Here is a 19,004-nt window from a genome sequence, read left to right on the forward strand (position 1 = left end):
ATGGTGACGTTCGCTCAGGCGCAGCAGCGCGCCGAGGAGTGGATCAACGGGGATCTGCCGGCGTACCAGCACCGTGAGGTGCGGGTGCGGGAGTTCGATCTCGGGTTCGTGGTGTGGGCCGAGGACCGCGCGGACGGTCCGCGGTCCGACGGCGGCGCGCAGCGGCTGGTGATCGCCCGGGACAGCGGGGACGCCACGCTGTGGCCGTCGCTGCCGGTGGGCGAGGTGATCCGCCGGTTCGAGGAGGAGTACGGCCGGGTGGACGAGGCTCCGGCTGCCGCGCCGGCGCCGGCGGCCCGGGTGGATCTGAACCAGACGTCGTTCCTGCTGACTCCGCCGGAGTGGCTGCAGGAGGCGGCGGACCGGATGGGGATCCCGGATCACCGTGCGGGCGCCCGGGGCGACGCGTCGGACGGTGCCGGGTCCCGTGCGGCGGCCGCGACGGTCGACGGTCCGGGCGGGTCGGGCCCGGTGAGCGCCGACGGGGCGTCCGGGGGCGGCGGTTCGCTGCCCGAGACGCTGGCGGGGCCGGTGGGGCAGTCCGGCTCCGGCGGCCGCGGGGTGTCCGACGCTCCGGCCGACGCCACGCCGTGGCCCGCCGCCGCGTCGGCGGAGGACGAGGTGCGGGACGCGGTGCCGCCGCCGAGGGAGACCGAGCCGCAGGACGAGGTCCCCGGGGTGCCCGAAGGGGCGACGCCGTGGGCGGGCACGGACACCAACGCCGATGCCGGGGACGACCGCTCGGTCCCGCTGCCGGAGACGGTGTTCGCGCGGCAGCTGACCGAGGTGAGCGACGAGGACGACGCTCCGCCCAACGCGCTGCCCAACGCGCTGCCGGACGCGCAGACCGCGCTGATCTCCGGCGGCAGCCGGCTTCCCCGGACGGCCGTGTCGCCGGTCCTGGGCGGCCCCGGCTCCGCGCCGGGCACGCCGGGCGCCCCGGCGCAGCAGCAGCCGTCGGGTCCGGGGACCCCGCCGCCGGGCGGGCAGTCGTACGGGTATCCGCAGGGGCCGGGTGGTCCGCAGGGTCCGGGGACCCCGCCGCCCGGTGCGCAGTCGTACGGGTATCCGCAGGGCCCCGGTGGCGCGCAGGGTCCTGGTACGCCGCCGCCGGGGCGTGCGCCGGCGCCCCACGCCGGTGACATCGCCGACGCGGCCACGAGCAAGGCGGCACCGCCGCCGCGCCGGGGCGGTGGGCCCGGTGTGCCGCCGCCCCCGGCTCCGCCCGGGGCCCCGGGTGCTCCGGGCGGTACGCCTCCGCCGCCGTCCGGGCCCGGTGCGCCGGGTACCCCGGCGGGCGGGTACGTGCCGACCCAGATGGTCTCCGCCCTCGGCCCGAACGGGCCGGACAGCCTTCCCGGTGCTCCCGGTGCTCCCGGTGCTCCCGGGGCGCCGAATCCGCCCGGGGGCACGCCCGCCGGGGGGATGCACCACGCGGCCACCATGCTCGCCGGGCCCGCCGTGGGCGGTCCGGGCGCGCCGCTGCCGCCGGGTCCGCCCGGGGCTCCGGGCCAGCCGGGTGCGCCCGGTGTGCCTGGGGCTCCCGGTCACCCCGGAGCTCCCGGTCAGCCGGGTGGTCCCGGTGGTCCCGGGCCCGTGCACCACGCCGAGACGATGCTGGCCGGGCCCGCCGTGGGCGGTCCGGGGGCGCCCGGGATGCCGCCGCCGGGCGCGCACCCCGGGATGCCCGGTCGTCCGGGGCAGCCCGGGCCGGTGCCCGGTCCGCCGATGGGCGCCCCGCCGGCGTACGGCTATCCGCAGCCGCCCGTCGGTCAGCCCGCCGTCGGCCCCGGCTACCAGGCCGTGCTGCGGTTCCGGGCGCCGGACGGCTCCGAGCAGCAGGTGATCCGGCGTTCGGCGCCGGGGACGCCGCACCCGGAGTGGCAGATCTTTCATGAGCTGCGTGGCATGAACATCCCGCCGGAGGCGGTGCTGGAGCTGCACACGGAGCTGGAGTCGTGCGAGCTGCCGGGGGCGTACTGCGCGCGGATGATCCGTGAGCAGTGGCCGAACGCCCGCATCACCTCCATCGCGCCGTACGGCAAGGACCATGCGAGCCGCCAGCAGGGCATGGCCCAGCTCATCGCCCACCAGGGCGAGTTGCACCAGGTCGCGGACGGACCGGCCCGGCACGCGCCGGTGCGGGCGCCCCTGCATCCGGTGCAGCCGGCGCCGCCGGTCCCGCCGGAGGCGATCGGGCAGGAGCTGGCGGCGGCGTTCGGGCCGGGGGTGTTCCGGTTCGACCAGCAGGCGGTGTCGCGGCAGGGCGTTCCGCCCATCGTGGCGCACACGCTGGTCGTGGCCGGACTGCCGGTCGACATGGGCCCGTTCTTCTGGGCGCAGGCCCAGCCGGGCCGTCCGGTGCCGACGCTGGCGGAGCTGGCGCAGGAGCGGGGGGTGCAGCCGGCGGCCGACGCGGGCTCGTACCTGGTGATGGGCAGCGACTTCGGCAAGGCGCTGTGCGTGCAGTACGGCACGGCGAACATCGTGGCCGTGCCGGTCGAGGCGGGGCCGGGCGGTGCGCCCGTCCCGCCGCAGTTCGTGAACACCGGTCTGCCGGAGTTCGCGCGCTGCCTGGCGCTGCTCGGCCGTATGTGGCGGCTGCGGTTCGGGCTCAACCAGGAGCAGGCGGGCCGCTGGACCGTCGACTTCCAGGCGCAGCTCGCCGCGCTCGACCCGGCGGCGCTCGCCTCGCCGGAGAGCTGGTGGTCGGTGCTGCTGGAGCAGATGTGGGACGGGTTGCTGTGATCCGTCGCGGCTGACACCGCCGCGCCACGCGCAGGTGTGCCGAGGGCCCGGCCCGGTCCCGTACGACCGGGCCGGGCCCTTCGCGTGCGCCGGCCGCCCCTGCCCGGGCCCCCGCTCCCGCCCGGCGTGTGCGGGTCCTCCCGTGACCCCCGCACGGAGTGTCGCGTTATGAACCTTTCTGTCCGATACATCAAGATGTGCGCGAAATCATCATTTCGTGTGCGTCCGGCGGAGAGGGCCCAGCATGAGCAGCGCACCGACGGCACCCCATGACTTCGAGTTCGACGTCGTGCGGCGCGGCTACCGCACCGACCAGGTCGACGCCCGCACGGCGGCCCTGTCACGGGACCGGGACGCCGCGTGGGAGCGGGCCGCCCGGCTGACCGTGCTGGCCCGGGAGATGGGCATCGAACTCGACCGGCTGCACGAGACGGTCGCCGGACTGACCCCGCAGACCTACGAGGCGCTCGGCGAGGGTGCCCGTCAGCTGTTCTCCCTCGGTGTCGAGGAGGCCGCGGCCGTACGCGAACGCGGCCGGGAGGGCGCCCGGCGGATCGTCGCCGAGACGGAGGAGGCCGGGCTGCGGCTGCGGGAGGCGGCGCAGGCATACGCCGACGGGGTGCGGGGCGAGGCCGAGGAACGGGCCCGGCAGGTCGTGCTGGCCGCCCGGGCCGAGGCCGACGAACTGCGCATCGAGGCCCGGCGCGGGGTGAAGGAGGGCCGGGGCGAGGCGCTGGCCGCGCTGCGGGAGGTGCGGGAGCGGACCGAGGGGATGCTCACCGAGCTGGCCAAGGAGTACGACGAGCGGGTGGCCGGCATCGAGCGGGAGGCGGCCGAACGGGAGGCCGCGTTCGACGCCGGGCTGGCCGAACGGGTGGCTCGGGCGGAGGCCGCCCTCGCCGAGGCGGAACGGGAGTTCGAGGCGGCGGAGGCCGATGCCGTACGGATGCAGGACGACGCGGAGGAGCGGGCCGCCGAGGCGCTGGCGGAGGCGCGGCGGCGGGAGGAGTGGGTGGTGCGGGAGACGGAGCGGGTGTTGCGGGAACACGGGGAGAGGTGGGACGAGGTGCGGGCGCAGATGGACTGCATCCGGGACAGTCTGTCGGCGCTGACGGACTAGGGGGCGGCCTTCTAGGGGTGCGTGGTCGGGTGCGGGTGCGTGGGGGCTGGCCGCGCAGTTCCCCGCGCCCCTGAAAGCCCAGGCCCTGCGGGCCTGAAAAGCATGGGGCGCAGCCCCTGCTTTTCAGGGGCGCGGGGAACTGCGCGAGAAGCCCCACCGGACCTGCACCCGCCCACGCTCCGAACCCCCCGCCCCCTCAGGCGCCCCCGTCCCACCCACCCGCACCCGCCCACGAACCGAACCCCCCGCCTCCTCAGGCGCCCCCGTCCCGCCGAGCCGCCCCCGCCAGGATCCACCCCTCCACCGCCTCGTACTGCCGCCGCTGCTCCCCGGCCCGCTCCCCGCCGGAGGCCACCGTGCCGAGCCAGCCCGCGAGGAAGCCCAGCGGGATCGAGACGAGGCCGGTCGTGGTGAACGGGAACCAGTTGAAGTCGGCGCGTGGGAACGCCGAATAGGGGGAGCCGGAGACGAGGTTGGTGCCGGTCATGAGGACGAGGACCGAGAGGCTGCCGCCGACGAGGGTCCACATCAGCCCCGTACGGGTGTACCGGCGCCAGAAGAGCCCGTAGACCAGCGCGGGCGCGATCGCGGAGGCGCCGAGGCAGAAGGAGAGGGTGACCAGCGGCTGGAGGTTGCGGTGCTGGACCAGTGTGGCGAGGAGGATCGCCGTGACGCCGACCGCGCCCGCCGAGAGCCGGGCGACGGTCATCTCGCGGCGCGGGGTGAGGGGGCGGGGGGCGCAGGCCGCGAAGACGTCGTGGGCGAGGGAGTTGGCACAGGCGAGGATCATTCCGGCCACGGACGCGAGGAGGGTCAGGAAGACCGCCGTGGTGACCGTGGTGAAGAGCAGGGTCTCCGCCGTGGACACCTCCGTGCCGAACGCCGCCATGGAGCCCAGCAGATAGGCCGTGTTGCCCTGCGGGTCGGCCCCCGCGATCGCCTCGCGGCCGATCAGGGCCGTCGCCCCGAAGCCGATCACCGAGATGATCAGGACGAAGAGGGCGACGGAGGGGACCGCCCAGGAGAGCGAGCGGCGGACCTGGCGGGCGCTGTTCGCCGTGTACATGCGCATGGTGACGTGGGGCAGGCAGGCACCGCCGAGGACGACCGTCAACTGGGCGCTGATCATGTCGAGTTCGGGGTGTGGGCCGCCGGAGAACTGCAGCCCGGAGCGGAGGTAGCCGGTGCCGATGCCGCTCCGCTCGGCCGCCGTGCCGAGCAGCAGACCGGGGTCCCAGCCGAACTTGTCCAGGATCAGTACGGAGATCAGCGCGCCCGAGCCGAGCAGCATCACGATCTTGATGATCTGGATGAGGGCGGTGCCCTTCATGCCGCCGATCGCCGCGTAGCCGATCATCAGCGCGCCGACGACCACCACGACACCGGTCTTCAGGCTGTCGCTGGAGAAGCCGAGGACGAACGCCAGCAGGTCGCCGGTGCCCGCGAGCTGGACCAGCATCATCGGCATCAGGGCGGCGATGGTCACGACGCAGGCGACGATCCGTACGGACCGGCCGGGCATCCGGCGGGCCAGCGCGTCGCCCATCGTGAACCGGCCCGCGTTGCGCAGGGGTTCGGCGAGCAGGAACATCAGCAGCATCAGGGACAGGGCCGTGCTGAGGGCGAGGACGACACCGTCGTAGCCGAAGAGGGCGATCACTCCGCCGGTGCCCAGCACCGTCGCCGCCGAGATGTAGTCGCCCGCTATGGCGAGGCCGTTGCGCAGCGGGGAGAGGGAGCTGTAGCCGGTGTAGAACTCGTCGAGGTCGTCCCGGTCCGGGCCCGTCATCACGCAGAGCAGCAGGGTGATCGTGGCGACCGCCGTGAACCCGACGAGCGACATGGCCCGGGCCGACCCGCTGAACTCGGCGAGGCCGCCCGCGGCGGCGGTCAGGGGGGTGAGCGTGGTCATCGGGCGGCCCCCCGCCGCGCGTCCGCCGCCGCCAGTTCGCGGATGCGGTCGGCCAGCGGGTCGACCCGGTGGCGCGCGGTGTGCTCGTACAGCCAGATGGCCAGACAGGTCACCGGGACCTGGAGCAGGCCGAGCAGCAGGCCCGTGGAGAGTCCGCCGCTGACCTCGCTCGTCATGAACGACGGGGCGAACGCGGACAGGACGAGGAAGAGCACGAAGTAGCCCAGCGCGGCCAGCGTCGCCACCCGCCGCTGCCAGCGGTACGCGCTGCGCAGCACCCGCAGGTCGCTGTGGTGACCGAGGGGCGGGTGCGTGCGGGCGGACCGGGGGGCCGGGGCCGCGGCCGGCTCCTGGGGGTCCCAGGGGTAGGTCCGGTACGAGGGGGACGAGGTGTGCGGAGGGTGCGGCGAGTGCGGCGGTCGGTACGGCGGCTGGTGCGGGGGTGACGAGAAGGCATCGGTCATCCCTTGGTCTCCTTGCGCGGCTCGGGTCCTTCGTGGACCGCGGGGAGCGGGGGGCGGGCGTGAACGCTACTCGGGGGTGCGGCGGTGTGCGAGCTTTTCGACAAACTGATCGGTCGGTATGCGCTTACTGGACGTATCTCACGCTGACCTGGGGTGTTACCCGGATTAACTCAGATTTTTGAACGAGGGTCAGGACTGTCGGCGGCGAGGACCGGGAACCTGCGCGGTGCCGTCAGCAGCACCAGGAACGCCACCGCCGCCGCGCACGCCGCGCCCAGGTAGACGGCGTGGACCGCGTCCGCGAGCGCGCGGCGGACCGGCTCGGCGGCCGTGCCCGCGCCCAGGGACCGGGTCACGCTGTCCAGGTCTCCGGCGCCGCCGAGCCGGGAGGCCAGCACCCCGTTCGCGACCGCGCCGAAGGCCGCGGCTCCCAGGGTCTGCCCGGTCTGGCGGCAGAAGAGGATCGACGCGGTGGCCGTGCCGCGCTCCTCCCACGCCACCGTCGACTGGACGCCGATGATCAGGGGGAGCTGGAAGAGGCCCAGTGCGGCGCCCAGCAGGAGCATCAGCAGCACCGGCTGCCACGCCTCGCCCGGGTAGGGCAGCAACGGGAAGGCGAACAGGAGCGCCGCGGCCGCGGCGATCCCGAGCAGTGCCGTGTCGCGGAAGCCGATACGGCGGTAGACGTGCTGGCTGAGGGCCGCCGACACCGGCCAGCTCAGCGTCCAGACGGAGACCACGAACCCGGCGGCCACCGGCGCCAGTCCCAGCACCGACTGGGCGTAGGTCGCGAGGAACACCGTCGGCGCGACCATCAGCAGACCCAGCGCGCCGAGCGCCAGGTTCACCGACGCGATCGTGCGCCGGTGCCACACCCAGCCGGGGATGATCGGTTCGGCAGCCCGGCGCTCGATCAGCACCAGCAGGGCGATCAGGGCGGCCCCCGTGCCGAGCAGGGTGAGCGAGGGCGGCGAGAGCCAGGCCCAGGCCACCCCGCCCTGCACCAGGGCCAGCAGCAGCGCCCCGCCGCCGGCGAAGACGGTCAGGGCGCCCGCCCAGTCCACCCGGGGGCGGCCCGTCGACTCCCGCCGCGGCTCGTGGAGATGACGGACGAGCAGCCACAACGCCGCCGCGCCGAGCGGGAGGTTGACCAGGAAGATCCACCGCCAGTCCGCGTACGCCGCCAGGACGCCGCCCACCCCGGGGCCCGCCACCGCCGACACCGCCCACACCGTGGACAGCCTGGCCTGGATCCTGGGCCGCTCCTCCAGGGGGTAGAGGTCGGCCGCCAGGGTCTGGACCGTGCCCTGCAGTGCCCCGCCGCCCAGGCCCTGGACGACACGGAAGGCGATCAGGGAGCCCATGTTCCAGGCCAGCGCGCACAGCAGGGAGCCCAGCAGGAACAGGACCGCGCCCACGACCAGCACCGGTTTGCGGCCGAAGGTGTCGGAGAGCTTGCCGTAGACGGGCAGGGTGACGGTGACGGCGAGCAGATAGCCGGAGAACAGCCAGGAGAACACGGAGAAGCCGCCGAGGTCGGCGACGATCTGCGGTACGGCGGTCGACACGATCGTGGAGTCCAGTGCCGCCAGGCCCATGGCCAGCATCAGGGCGGCGGTGACGGCTCCTCGCCGGTCGGGTCCGGTGCGCTGTGCCGAGTCGCGCAGGACGGGGCGTATGTCGTCCACCGGATTGCCGCCCACGGAATCGTCGTCCACCGGATGCCTTCCCCTTGCACCTATCTGCCGTCGACCACCATGCCATTGACCCTCACGCCACGGCAGGGTGCAGCCTGGTCGCAGCGCGGGAAGGGGGGCCGACCCCGAGACCGTCTCCTCCCACCGGGCGACAACCCCTAGGGGTACCTCCGCACTACGGCTGGGGACGGGTTCGTACCGACGGAGGAGGAGACCGGGCACCTGCCGTCCTTAACCTGGCTTTACGCCGCTGGGGGGCGGTGTACCGGACCGGTGGGGGTGGGGTTTTCCCCAGCAGAAGACTGCGCTGGGCACCAGCGCGCCGGGCCCCTTCCGGAGGCCAGACTCAGCAGCACAGCACCGCGTACGGCCCGGCACCACGCTCGTACGGCTCGTCCACTGAGCAACGGAACCATCCGCTGCCCGACTTAGGAGACATACCGTGACATCGGCTGTGACCATCACCAGGCACGGGGGTACTGGAGGGACTACGGCCGTTGCCGCGCGGGCGCGGCAGGTCGTCAAGGCGTACGGGTCCGGGGAGACCCGCGTCGTCGCCCTCGACCACGTGGACGTGGACATCGCGCGGGGCCGGTTCACCGCGATCATGGGCCCCTCGGGGTCCGGCAAGTCCACCCTCATGCACTGCCTCGCCGGACTCGACACCGTGTCGTCGGGTCAGATCTACCTCGACGACACCGAGATCACCGGACTCAAGGACAAGAAGCTCACGCAGCTGCGCCGGGACCGGATCGGGTTCATCTTCCAGGCGTTCAACCTGCTGCCCACGCTGAACGCGATCGAGAACATCACGCTCCCGATGGACATCGCGGGGCGCAAGCCGAACAAGGAGTGGCTGGGCCGGGTCGTCGACACCGTCGGCCTGAGCGACCGGCTCAAGCACCGGCCCACCCAGCTCTCCGGCGGCCAGCAGCAGCGCGTCGCCGTGGCCCGGGCGCTGGCCGCCCGGCCGGAGATCATCTTCGGCGACGAGCCGACCGGCAACCTGGACTCCCGGGCCGGCGCCGAGGTCCTGGGCTTCCTGCGCAGGTCGGTCGACGAACTGGGCCAGACCATCGTGATGGTCACCCACGACCCGGTGGCCGCCTCGTACGCGGACCGCGTGCTGTACCTGGCGGACGGCCGCATCGTCGACGAGATGCTCAAGCCGACCGCCGACACCGTGCTGGACCGGATGAAGGACTTCGACGCCCGGGGGCGTACCTCATGACCGTCATGAAGACCTCGCTGCGCAACTTCTTCGCGCACAAGGGGCGGATGGCGCTCTCGGCCATCGCGGTCATGCTGTCGGTGGCGTTCGTGACGGGGACCCTGGTCTTCACCGACACGATGGGCACCACGTTCGACAAGCTGTTCGCGGCCACCTCCTCCGACGTCACGGTCAGCGCCAAGGGCGCCTCGGACAGCGGTGAGACACAGTCCGACACCGGCAAGCCACCGGTCATGCCCGCCTCCGTCGTCGACAAGGTGGGCGGCGCGGACGGCGTGAAGTCGGCCGAGGGGACCGTCTTCTCAACCTCGGTCACGGTCGTCGACGCCGACAAGGACAGCCTCTCGCCCACCAGCGGCGCCCCGACCATCGTCGGCAACTGGAACGCCAACGACGCCCGCACCATGAAGATCTCCTCCGGCGACGCGCCCCGCGGCCCGGACCAGATCATGGTCGACGCGGACACCGCCGACAAGCACGACCTGAAGCTCGGCGACGGGATCGGCGTGATCAGCGCCGTCGGTACGCACGAGGCGAAGATCTCCGGCATCGCCGACTTCCAGGTCACCAACCCGGGCGCCGCGATCTTCTACCTCGACACCGCCACCGCGCAGAAGACCCTCGTCGGCGAGACCGGTGTCTACACCAACGTCAACATCACCGCCGCCGCCGGCTTCACGGACGCGCAGGTGAAGAAGAACGTCTCCGCCGAACTGGGCGGCGGCTACAAGGTGCAGACCGCCAAGGAGGTCGCGGACGCCAACGCCAAGGACGTCGGCGAGTTCATGGGCGTGATGAAGTACGCCATGCTCGGCTTCGCCGGGATCGCCTTCCTCGTCGGCATCTTCCTCATCATCAACACCTTCTCGATGCTGGTCGCCCAGCGCACCCGCGAGATCGGCCTCATGCGGGCCATCGGCTCCAGCCGCGGCCAGGTCAACCGGTCGGTGCTCGTCGAGGCGCTGCTCCTGGGCGTGTTCGGCTCGGTCCTCGGTGTCGCCGGCGGTGTCGGCCTCGCCATCGGGCTGATGAAGCTGATGAGCGCCACCGGCATGAACCTGTCCACCGACGACCTCACCATCGCCTGGACCACCCCGGCCGTCGGCCTGCTCCTGGGCATCGTCGTCACCGTCCTCGCCGCCTACGTGCCCGCCCGGCGCGCAGGCAAGGTCTCCCCGATGGCCGCCCTGCGCGACGCCGGAGCCCCGCTGGACGCCAAGGCCGGCCTCGTCCGGGCCGTGATCGGACTCCTGCTGACCGGCGCCGGCGGCTACTGCCTCTACCTGGCCTCCGCCGCCGACAAGGCGAGCGAGGGTTCGATGTGGCTCGGCGGCGGGGTCGTCCTGTCCCTCATCGGCTTCGTCGTCATCGGCCCGCTGCTGGCCGGCGCGGTGGTGCGGGTGCTGGGCGCGGTCGTCCTGCGGGCCTTCGGACCCGTAGGCCGGATGGCCGAGCGCAACGCACTGCGCAACCCCCGCCGCACGGGGGCCACCGGCGCCGCCCTGATGATCGGCCTCGCCCTGGTCGCCTGTCTGTCGGTCGTCGGCTCCTCCATGGTCGCCTCGGCCACCGAGCAGCTCGACAAGACGGTCGGCACGGACTTCATCATCCAGTCCGACACCGGCCAGCTGATCACCCCGCAGGCCGTCGAGGCGGCGCGCTCCGCGAAGGGCATCGAGAGCCTCACCGAGTACAAGTGGACCCAGGCCGACTTCACCACCCCCGACGGCAAGACGCTCAAGGACACGGCGATCACCGCCGCCGACCCGAGCTACGCCACCGACCTCGCCACCGAGGTCGTCGCGGGCAAGCTGCCGGACGCCTACAAGCGCGACTCGATGTCCGTCCACGAGAAGTTCGCGAAGGACCACGACATCGAGCTCGGCTCGAAGATCGCCGTCGCCTTCAAGGACGGCCGCACGGCCGACCTGACCGTGCGCGCGATCACCAGCAGCGACGTCGTCATCGACGCCGGGGCCATGTACACCTCCATCGACACGATGGCCAGGTACGTGCCGGCCGACAGGATGCCCCTCGACCAGCTGCTCTTCGCCTCGGCGAAGGAGGGCCAGGACGCGGCCGCGTACACGTCCCTCAAGGACGCGCTGCACGACTACCCGCAGTACGAGGTCCGCGACCAGACGGACTACAAGGAGGCCCTGAAGGGCCAGATCGACCAGCTCCTGAACATGATCTACGGCCTGCTCGCCCTGGCGATCATCGTCGCGATCCTGGGCGTGGTGAACACGCTGGCCCTGTCGGTGGTCGAGCGGACGCGCGAGATCGGCCTGATGCGGGCGATCGGCCTCTCCCGCCGCCAGCTGCGCCGCATGATCCGCCTGGAGTCGGTCGTCATCGCCCTCTTCGGCGCGCTCCTCGGCCTGGGGCTGGGCATGGGCTGGGGCGCCACCGCGCAGCAGCTCCTCGCCCTGGAGGGCCTGAACGTTCTCGACATCCCGTGGCCGACGATCATCGGGGTCTTCATCGGCTCGGCCTTCGTGGGCCTGTTCGCCGCGCTGGTCCCGGCGTTCCGGGCGGGCCGCATGAACGTGCTGAACGCGATCGCCACCGAATAGCCACCGGGCACGGGGGCCCGGGGAACGGGGGAACGGGGGAAACCGGGGGAGGGCCCGGCGTCCGGAGGCGAAGGCTTCCGGGCGCCGGGCTCCGCCCGTTCTAGGAGGCCCCTCGCTCGGGGGACGTGCGCTTCAGCAGGACGAAGCCCTGGATGACGCCCCGCAGCACATACGTGTCACGGGGGTGGAGCTGACGGGCGTACGCGGGGACGTCCTTCACCCAGCCGGTGCGGTTGTTGAAGGCGATGTAGTCGGGCGCGAGGCCCCCGGTCCGGCCGATCCAGAAGACGCGGCAGCGGGAGGTGAGCCGGCTGATGGGGCCGATGTTGACCTCGACGGTGGCTCCGTCGGGGACGGTGCCCAGCAGCTTCTCCACGGCCCCGACCTCGGCCGGGACACGATAGGCGGACCCCTCGGTGAGGGTGCCCAGGGGCAGCGAGGGCGTCAGCGCGACGGAGGCCGCGAGGACGGCGGCGGGCAGATGCAGGGCGTACGAGCGCAGCCACGGGCGGAGGCTGCGACGGGCGCCGGGCAGCGCGTCGACGAGCGCGAGGAAGAGCATCGGCATCAGGACGGCGCTGTAGTGCCAGGCCGTGCCCCAGTAGTTGTGGTCGGAGGCGACGAACCGCCAGCCCACGGTGGGCAGGACGGCGAGGACGAGCGGGGAGCGCAGGGCGAGCAGCCCGCTGGTCGGGATCAGCAGCCACAGGACCGTACGGAGCTTGACGTCCAGGCCGTCGAGCGGGCCCCCGCCGCCGACCTTCGCCAGGTAGTCGGAGGAGCCGGCGGTGTTGAAGGCCGGGATGAGCACGGTGAACGCGAGCAGGGTGGCGAGCGCGCCGAACACCGCGACCGCGAGGGCGTACGGCACCACCCGGGGCGCGCCGTGGCGCCGGGCCCGGAGCGCGACGACGGCCGCGACGACCGCCAGCGTCAGCCCCTGGTCCTCCTTGACCAGGACCAGCGGGAGCCCCCAGAGCAGCGCGGCGCGCCACCGCCGGGCGAGCAGCGCCTCCAGGGAGAAGGCGATCAGCGGCACCGCGAAACAGATCTCGTGGAAGTCGAAGTCCACGGCGTTCTGCAGCCCCCACGACAGCCCGTACGCCACCCCCAGGGCGAGTCCGCGCGCCCGCCCCAGCGCCCGGGTGGCCGCCCGGGTCACCGGCACCGCCGACAGCGCGAACAGCGCCGCCTGCGCGACCAGCAGCGTCACGGACGTGGGGAACAGCCGGTAGAACGGCGCGAGCAGCATGGTGACCGGGCTGAAGTGGTCCCCGAGCACGTTGTACCCGGGCCCCTTCAGCTCGGCGATCGGCGCCTGGAAGTGCGCGTACGCCCGCACGGTCTGCTCGTAGATGCCCAGGTCGTACGAACGGGTCCCCATCCGCAGGTACCGCCCGACCGACACCGTCGCGTACGCCGCGAACAACAGGAACGCGAGCAGGTACGGCTCCCGGCCCGCGAGGGAGAGGCGCCGGCCACGGGGCGGGGCCACCGCCGCGACCGGCCCCGGTATGAGCGCCGGACCCGACGACTCCGTGGACGGGGCGCTCGATGCCATGGGTGCTCACGTTCGACAGGGGACAGGGGCGCCCATAGAGACTAGGCGCCCCTGGAAAGCAGTGGGCGCAGCCCCTGCTTTCCAGGGGCGCGGGGAACTGCGCGACCAGCCCCCACCGGGCGGACGTCTGGGGGTCGAAGGGGCGCAGCCCCGCGTGGGGGCACCTCCCGCTCGAGCGAAGTCGAGAGTGGGGGAGGGACGGGCAGGGGCGGCGGGGGCGAGGAAAAGTCGTCCGCGGCCCCCGCACCACCCGTCGTACCCTGGACACCCCCGGCCCGTCACACGAGTCCGGGCGTTCGTGTTGCCCCTCACCAGTTGCCCTCACCTGTTGCCCCGCAGCATTTGCCCCACCAGACCCCACCTCTTGCCCACCCGGACGGGAAACGCCCCGAATGAGCCTCCACGGCCTGCTAGACGCCGTAGTCAAGGACGCCCCCCTCGCGGAAGCGATCAGGGCGGCATCCGACGGACACCGCTCCCACATCGACCTGGTGGGCCCCCCGGCGGCCCGCCCCTTCGCCGTGGCCGCCCTCGCGCGGGACGCCGGCCGCCCCGTCCTCGCCGTGACGGCGACGGGCCGTGAGGCCGAGGACCTGGCGGCGGCCCTGCGCTCGCTGCTGCCCCCGGACGGCGTGGTGGAGTACCCCGCCTGGGAGACGCTTCCGCACGAGCGCCTCAGCCCGCGCAGCGACACCGTCGGCCGCCGTCTCGCCGTCCTGCGCCGCCTGACCCATCCGCGCCCGGACGACCCGGAGACCGGCCCCGTCTCGGTCGTCGTCGCTCCCGTCCGCTCGGTGCTCCAGCCGCAGGTCAAGGGCCTGGGCGACCTGGAGCCGGTCGCCCTGCGCACGGGCGGGACGGCCGACCTGAACCGTACGGTCGAGGCCCTGGCGGCAGCCGCGTACGCGCGCGTCGAGCTGGTCGAGAAGCGCGGCGAGTTCGCCGTGCGCGGCGGCATCCTGGACGTCTTCCCGCCGACCGAGGAGCACCCCCTGCGGGTGGAGTTCTGGGGCGACGACGTCGAGGAGATCCGGTACTTCAAGGTCGCCGACCAGAGATCGCTGGAGGTCGCCGAGCACGGCCTGTGGGCGCCGCCCTGCCGTGAGCTGCTCCTCACGGACGACGTGCGCGCCCGCGCCCGTGCCCTCGCCGAACGCCACCCCGAGCTGGCCGAACTCCTCGACAAGATCGCCGAGGGGATCGCCGTCGAGGGCATGGAATCCCTCGCCCCGGTCCTCGTCGACGACATGGAACTGCTGATCGACGTCCTGCCGAAGGGCGCGATGGCGATCGTGTGCGACCCGGAGCGGGTGCGGACGCGGGCGGCGGACCTGGTGGCCACCTCGCAGGAGTTCCTGCAGGCGTCCTGGGCGGCGACCGCCGGGGGCGGCGAGGCGCCGATCGACGTCGGCGCGGCCTCCCTGCGGTCCATCGCGGACGTCCGCGACCGGGCCCGTGAGCTGGACATGATGTGGTGGTCGGTGTCGCCGTTCGCGGCCGACGAGGAGCTGGACTCCGACACCCTCAAGCTCGGGATGCACGCCCCCGAGACGTACCGGGGGGACACGGCCAAGGCCCTCGCCGACACCAAGGGCTGGCTCGCCGACGGCTGGCGCACGGTCTTCGTGACCGAGGCGCACGGCCCGGCCGCCCGCACGGTCGAGGTGCTCGGCGGCGAGGGCGTCCCGGCCCGGCTGGAGGCCGAGCTGGGGGAGATCGCCCCCTCGGTCGTGCACGTGGCGTGCGGCTCGATCGACTACGGCTTCGTCGACCCCGCCCTGAAGCTCGCGGTCCTCACCGAGACCGACCTGTCCGGGCAGAAGGCGGCCGGCAAGGACGGCGCCCGGATGCCCGCCCGCCGCCGCAAGACCATCGACCCGCTCACGCTGGAGGCGGGCGACTACATCGTGCACGAGCAGCACGGTGTCGGCCGCTACATCGAGATGGTCCAGCGGACCGTGCAGGGCGCGACCCGCGAGTACCTGGTCGTCGAGTACGCGCCCGCCAAGCGCGGCCAGCCCGGCGACCGCCTCTACATCCCCACCGACCAGCTGGAGCAGATCACCAAGTACGTCGGTGGCGAGGCGCCGACCCTGCACCGCCTCGGCGGCGCCGACTGGACGAAGACGAAGGCGCGCGCGAAGAAGGCGGTCAAGGAGATCGCCGCCGACCTCATCAAGCTGTACTCCGCACGGATGGCGGCGCCCGGTCACGCGTTCGGGGCGGACACCCCGTGGCAGCGTGAACTGGAGGACGCCTTCCCGTACGCGGAGACCCCCGACCAGCTGACGACGATCGCCGAGGTCAAGGAGGACATGGAGAAGACGGTCCCCATGGACCGCCTGATCTGCGGCGACGTCGGCTACGGCAAGACGGAGATCGCGGTCCGGGCCGCCTTCAAGGCCGTCCAGGACGGCAAACAGGTCGCCGTGCTCGTGCCGACGACCCTGCTGGTGCAGCAGCACTTCGGCACCTTCAGCGAGCGGTACTCGCAGTTCCCGGTGAACGTCCGGGCCCTGTCCCGCTTCCAGACGGACACCGAGGCCAAGGGCACCCTGGAGGGGCTGCGCGAGGGCGCGGTCGACATCGTCATCGGCACCCACCGCCTGTTCTCCTCCGAGACGAAGTTCAAGGACCTCGGTCTGGTCATCGTCGACGAGGAGCAGCGGTTCGGCGTCGAGCACAAGGAGCAGCTGAAGAAGCTGCGCGCGAACGTGGACGTGCTGACGATGTCCGCGACCCCGATCCCGCGCACCCTGGAGATGGCGGTCACCGGCATCCGCGAGATGTCGACGATCACCACGCCCCCGGAGGAGCGCCACCCGGTCCTGACCTTCGTCGGCCCGTACGAGGAGAAGCAGATCGGCGCGGCGATCCGCCGTGAACTCCTGCGCGAGGGCCAGGTCTTCTACATCCACAACCGGGTCGAGTCCATCGACCGCGCGGCCTCCCGGCTGCGGGAGATCGTCCCCGAGGCGCGGATCGCGACGGCCCACGGACAGATGTCGGAGCAGGCGCTGGAGCAGGTCGTCGTCGACTTCTGGGAGAAGAAGTTCGACGTCCTCGTCTCCACGACGATCGTGGAGTCGGGCATCGACATCTCCAACGCGAACACGCTGATCGTGGAGCGGGGGGACACCTTCGGCCTGTCGCAGCTGCACCAGCTGCGCGGCCGGGTCGGCCGGGGCCGTGAGCGCGGCTACGCCTACTTCCTCTACCCGCCCGAGAAGCCGCTGACGGAGACCGCGCACGAACGGCTCGCGACCATCGCCCAGCACACGGAGATGGGCGCGGGCATGTACGTGGCGATGAAGGACCTGGAGATCCGCGGCGCGGGCAACCTGCTGGGCGGCGAGCAGTCCGGCCACATCGCGGGGGTCGGCTTCGACCTGTACGTGCGGATGGTCGGCGAGGCGGTCGCGGACTACCGGCGCCAGCTGGAGAGCGGCGGCATCGAGGAGGAGCCGCCGCTGGAAGTGAAGATCGAGCTGCCGGTCGACGCGCACGTCCCGCACGACTACGCGCCTGGCGAGCGGCTGCGGTTGCAGGCGTACCGGGCGATCGCCTCCGTCAACACCGAGGCCGACATCGCCGCGGTGCGCGAGGAACTCGTCGACCGGTACGGCAAGTTGCCCGAGCCGGTGGAGAACCTGCTGCTCGTCGCCGGACTGCGCATGCTCGCCCGGGCCTGCGGGGTGGGCGAGATCGTGCTCCAGGGCACCAACATCCGTTTCGCGCCCGTGGAGTTGCGCGAGTCGCAGGAGCTGCGCCTGAAGCGTCTGTACCCCGGCACGGTCATCAAGCCGGCCGCCCACCAGGTGCTGGTGCCCCGCCCGAAGACGGCGAAGGTGGGCGGGAAGCCGCTGCTCGGGCGGGATCTGCTGGGGTGGACCGGGGAGTTCCTGGCGTCGATCCTCGGGTCGTAGGGGTTCGGTGAGGTGGTGGGTGCCCGCCGGGCACCCACCACCGGTGCGTCCGGCGACGGTTACGGTGTTGAGCAGGCAGGACGGGGAACCCTGAGCGGGACCGCCGAACGGCAACGAACAGAGGGAAGGGGTGTCGCGTGGTACGTCTGAGGGGTGGGGTCGCTGTCGTCGCTCTGGTGCTGGCCGCCGCGACCGGCTGCGAACTGGACGGCACGGGCGGTTCGGCCGGACCGCAGGAGAACCCCGCCGGGGGCGGGGGCGCCGCGTACGCCGCCGCGGAGGCGCTGACCGTCAAGGGGCGGGCGCCGAAGAACGATTACGACCGCGACGAGTTCGGCAGCGCCTGGGCCGACACGGACTCCAACCGCTGCGACACCCGCGACGACATACTCAAACGCGACCTGGACGACGTGAAGTTCCGCGACGGGGACTGCACGGTGGCGTCCGGGATGCTCGACCCCGACCCGTACACGGGGAAGGACGTGCCGTACGTGCGGGGCCGCAGCAAGGTCGACGTGGACCACGTGGTGGCCCTCTCCGACGCCTGGCAGAAGGGCGCCCAGAAGTGGGACGACAGCAAGCGCATAGCCCTGGCCAACGACCCGCTCAACCTGCTCGCGGTCGACTCCGGCACCAACCGGGGCAAGGGCGACGGTGACACGGCCACCTGGCTGCCGCCCAACAAGGCGTACCGCTGCACCTATGTGGCCGCCCAGGTCGCCGTGAAGACGAAGTACGGCCTGTGGGTCACCTCCGCCGAACAGGCCGCCATGAAGCGGGTGCTGCGCACCTGTCCGGAGCAGAAGCTGCCCACCGGCGGCAACCCGACGAAGGCCCCGGCCCGCTTCCACGCGGGCTGAGGCCGTCGGGGTGCCGCCGCGCGGCGCGGCGGATCAGCCGAAGTCCTTGTCCATGTCGATGACCTTGCCCTTGGGGGCCTTGGCCGGAACCGGCTTGTCGAAGTCGGTGAAGACCAGGTCGCCGGGCTCCTTCGCGGACTTGCTGACGACCCGCAGGAGGTACGGCTCGCCCTTGGTGGCGACGTACAGGGTGTAGCTGTCCTTGCCGTCCTTCTCGCTCAGGACGATCGCCGGGGTGCCGTCGACCTCGGCGGTCTTGCCGCGCGTGGCGTCGGAGTTGACGTCCTCGAAGTCCGCGAGGACGGTGTCGAGGTCGCAGAAGCTCGCCATGTCCTTGGAGTCCGCGGAGGTCGCGGACGTCTTGGTCCACTTGCCGGCGAGCATGTCGACGACCATGTCGGCCTCCTCCTTGGAGGAGTCCTTCGACTGGGCGCGCAGGAAGGCCTCGTCGTACTTCATGTAGAGGGTGTCGCCGACCTTGATCAGCTCGGCCTGGCCCTCGCCGCCCATGCTCATGGTGCCGGCGCACTCGCCCTTCCGGTTCATCGCCATGTCCATCCGGACCGTGCCGCCGGCGGACTCGTCCTGGATCTCGCCCTTCATCCGGAGCGAGTCGGCGCCCGAGGTGGCCTTCACGGCCTTGTCGGCGATCTCGCCGCCGGTCAGACCGGCGAACGGGCCGTCCGCCTTGTCCTCGCCGGGCAGGCAGCCGGTGAGCGAGAAGGTGGCCGCGGCGGCGATGCAGAGAGCGGCGAGTGCGGTGCGACGCATGGGAGTTCCCCCCTGGGAAATCGGTGTGAGCTGTGTGGGACGAGCGGTGGTGTGGCGCTGCGCGCCGCGGCCTTCCCCCGGTGTGACAGCACGGCAGACGTGTGACCGCCCGGTTGGGGCAGTCCGTCGTTCGATGGG

At 72.7% G+C, this 19,004-nt stretch carries 11 protein-coding genes; 6 read left to right on the forward strand and 5 right to left on the reverse strand.

Features of this window, described 5'->3' with window-relative positions; genetic code table 11:
* Together SCAB_RS25865 and SCAB_RS25870 are read left to right on the forward strand one after the other, a co-directional pair.
* Entirely contained in the window at positions 1–2,748 is a 2,748-nt protein-coding gene (locus SCAB_RS25865) for an SUKH-4 family immunity protein (RefSeq protein ID WP_013003034.1), read from the forward strand.
* Between the two features lie 244 nt (positions 2,749–2,992).
* A complete protein-coding gene (locus tag SCAB_RS25870) occupies positions 2,993–3,868 on the forward strand; it encodes a hypothetical protein (RefSeq protein ID WP_013003035.1) in 876 nt (291 codons plus the stop codon).
* A gap of 253 nt (positions 3,869–4,121) precedes the next feature.
* On the opposite strand, the gene SCAB_RS25875 is transcribed toward SCAB_RS25870, so the two are convergent.
* The 3 genes from SCAB_RS25875 to SCAB_RS25885 all read right to left on the reverse strand — a co-directional run bounded on the left by SCAB_RS25875 (position 4,122) and on the right by SCAB_RS25885 (position 7,851).
* Positions 4,122–5,780 (reverse strand): sodium/solute symporter, encoded by a 1,659-nt coding sequence (locus tag SCAB_RS25875; RefSeq protein WP_013003036.1) that lies wholly within the window; start codon positions 5,778–5,780, stop codon positions 4,122–4,124.
* Positions 5,777–6,244, reverse strand: coding sequence for a DUF485 domain-containing protein (locus SCAB_RS25880; RefSeq protein ID WP_013003037.1), 468 nt, complete (start codon positions 6,242–6,244; stop codon positions 5,777–5,779). Before SCAB_RS25880 ends, SCAB_RS25875 begins: the two co-directional genes overlap by 4 nt.
* Before the next feature lie 170 nt (positions 6,245–6,414).
* Positions 6,415–7,851 carry an MFS transporter gene (locus tag SCAB_RS25885; protein ID WP_037725062.1) on the reverse strand — a complete coding sequence of 479 codons (1,437 nt, stop codon included), beginning with the start codon at positions 7,849–7,851 and terminating at the stop codon, positions 6,415–6,417.
* Positions 7,852–8,383: 532 nt separating this feature from the next.
* Here SCAB_RS25885 and SCAB_RS25890 point away from each other — a divergent pair.
* Positions 8,384–9,172, forward strand: a complete 789-nt coding sequence (locus tag SCAB_RS25890) for an ABC transporter ATP-binding protein (protein WP_013003039.1) — start codon at positions 8,384–8,386, stop codon at positions 9,170–9,172.
* Positions 9,169–11,748, forward strand: coding sequence for an ABC transporter permease (locus SCAB_RS25895; protein WP_013003040.1), 2,580 nt, complete (start codon positions 9,169–9,171; stop codon positions 11,746–11,748). The genes SCAB_RS25890 and SCAB_RS25895 overlap by 4 nt, the downstream gene beginning before the upstream one ends.
* Positions 11,749–11,848: 100 nt before the next feature.
* Here the strand turns inward: SCAB_RS25895 and SCAB_RS25900 are convergent, their stop codons facing one another.
* Positions 11,849–13,309: a DUF2079 domain-containing protein gene (locus SCAB_RS25900; RefSeq protein ID WP_041669650.1), complete on the reverse strand. Its 1,461-nt coding sequence runs from the start codon at positions 13,307–13,309 to the stop codon at positions 11,849–11,851.
* 392 nt (positions 13,310–13,701) lie between these two features.
* On the opposite strand from SCAB_RS25900, the gene mfd reads away from it, so the two are divergent.
* Complete coding sequence (mfd, locus tag SCAB_RS25905; protein ID WP_013003042.1) at positions 13,702–17,235, forward strand: transcription-repair coupling factor; 3,534 nt, start codon at positions 13,702–13,704, stop codon at positions 17,233–17,235.
* A 137-nt stretch (positions 17,236–17,372) separates the two neighbouring features.
* Positions 17,373–18,095: an HNH endonuclease family protein gene (locus SCAB_RS25910; RefSeq protein WP_013003043.1), complete on the forward strand. Its 723-nt coding sequence runs from the start codon at positions 17,373–17,375 to the stop codon at positions 18,093–18,095.
* Between the two features lie 33 nt (positions 18,096–18,128).
* Here SCAB_RS25910 and SCAB_RS25915 read toward each other — a convergent pair whose 3' ends face one another.
* Positions 18,129–18,866 carry a hypothetical protein gene (locus tag SCAB_RS25915; protein ID WP_013003044.1) on the reverse strand — a complete coding sequence of 246 codons (738 nt, stop codon included), beginning with the start codon at positions 18,864–18,866 and terminating at the stop codon, positions 18,129–18,131.
* Positions 18,867–19,004: the final 138 nt, after the last annotated feature.

Source organism: Streptomyces scabiei 87.22, from assembly GCF_000091305.1.
Classification (GTDB): Bacteria; Actinomycetota; Actinomycetes; order Streptomycetales; family Streptomycetaceae; genus Streptomyces; species Streptomyces scabiei.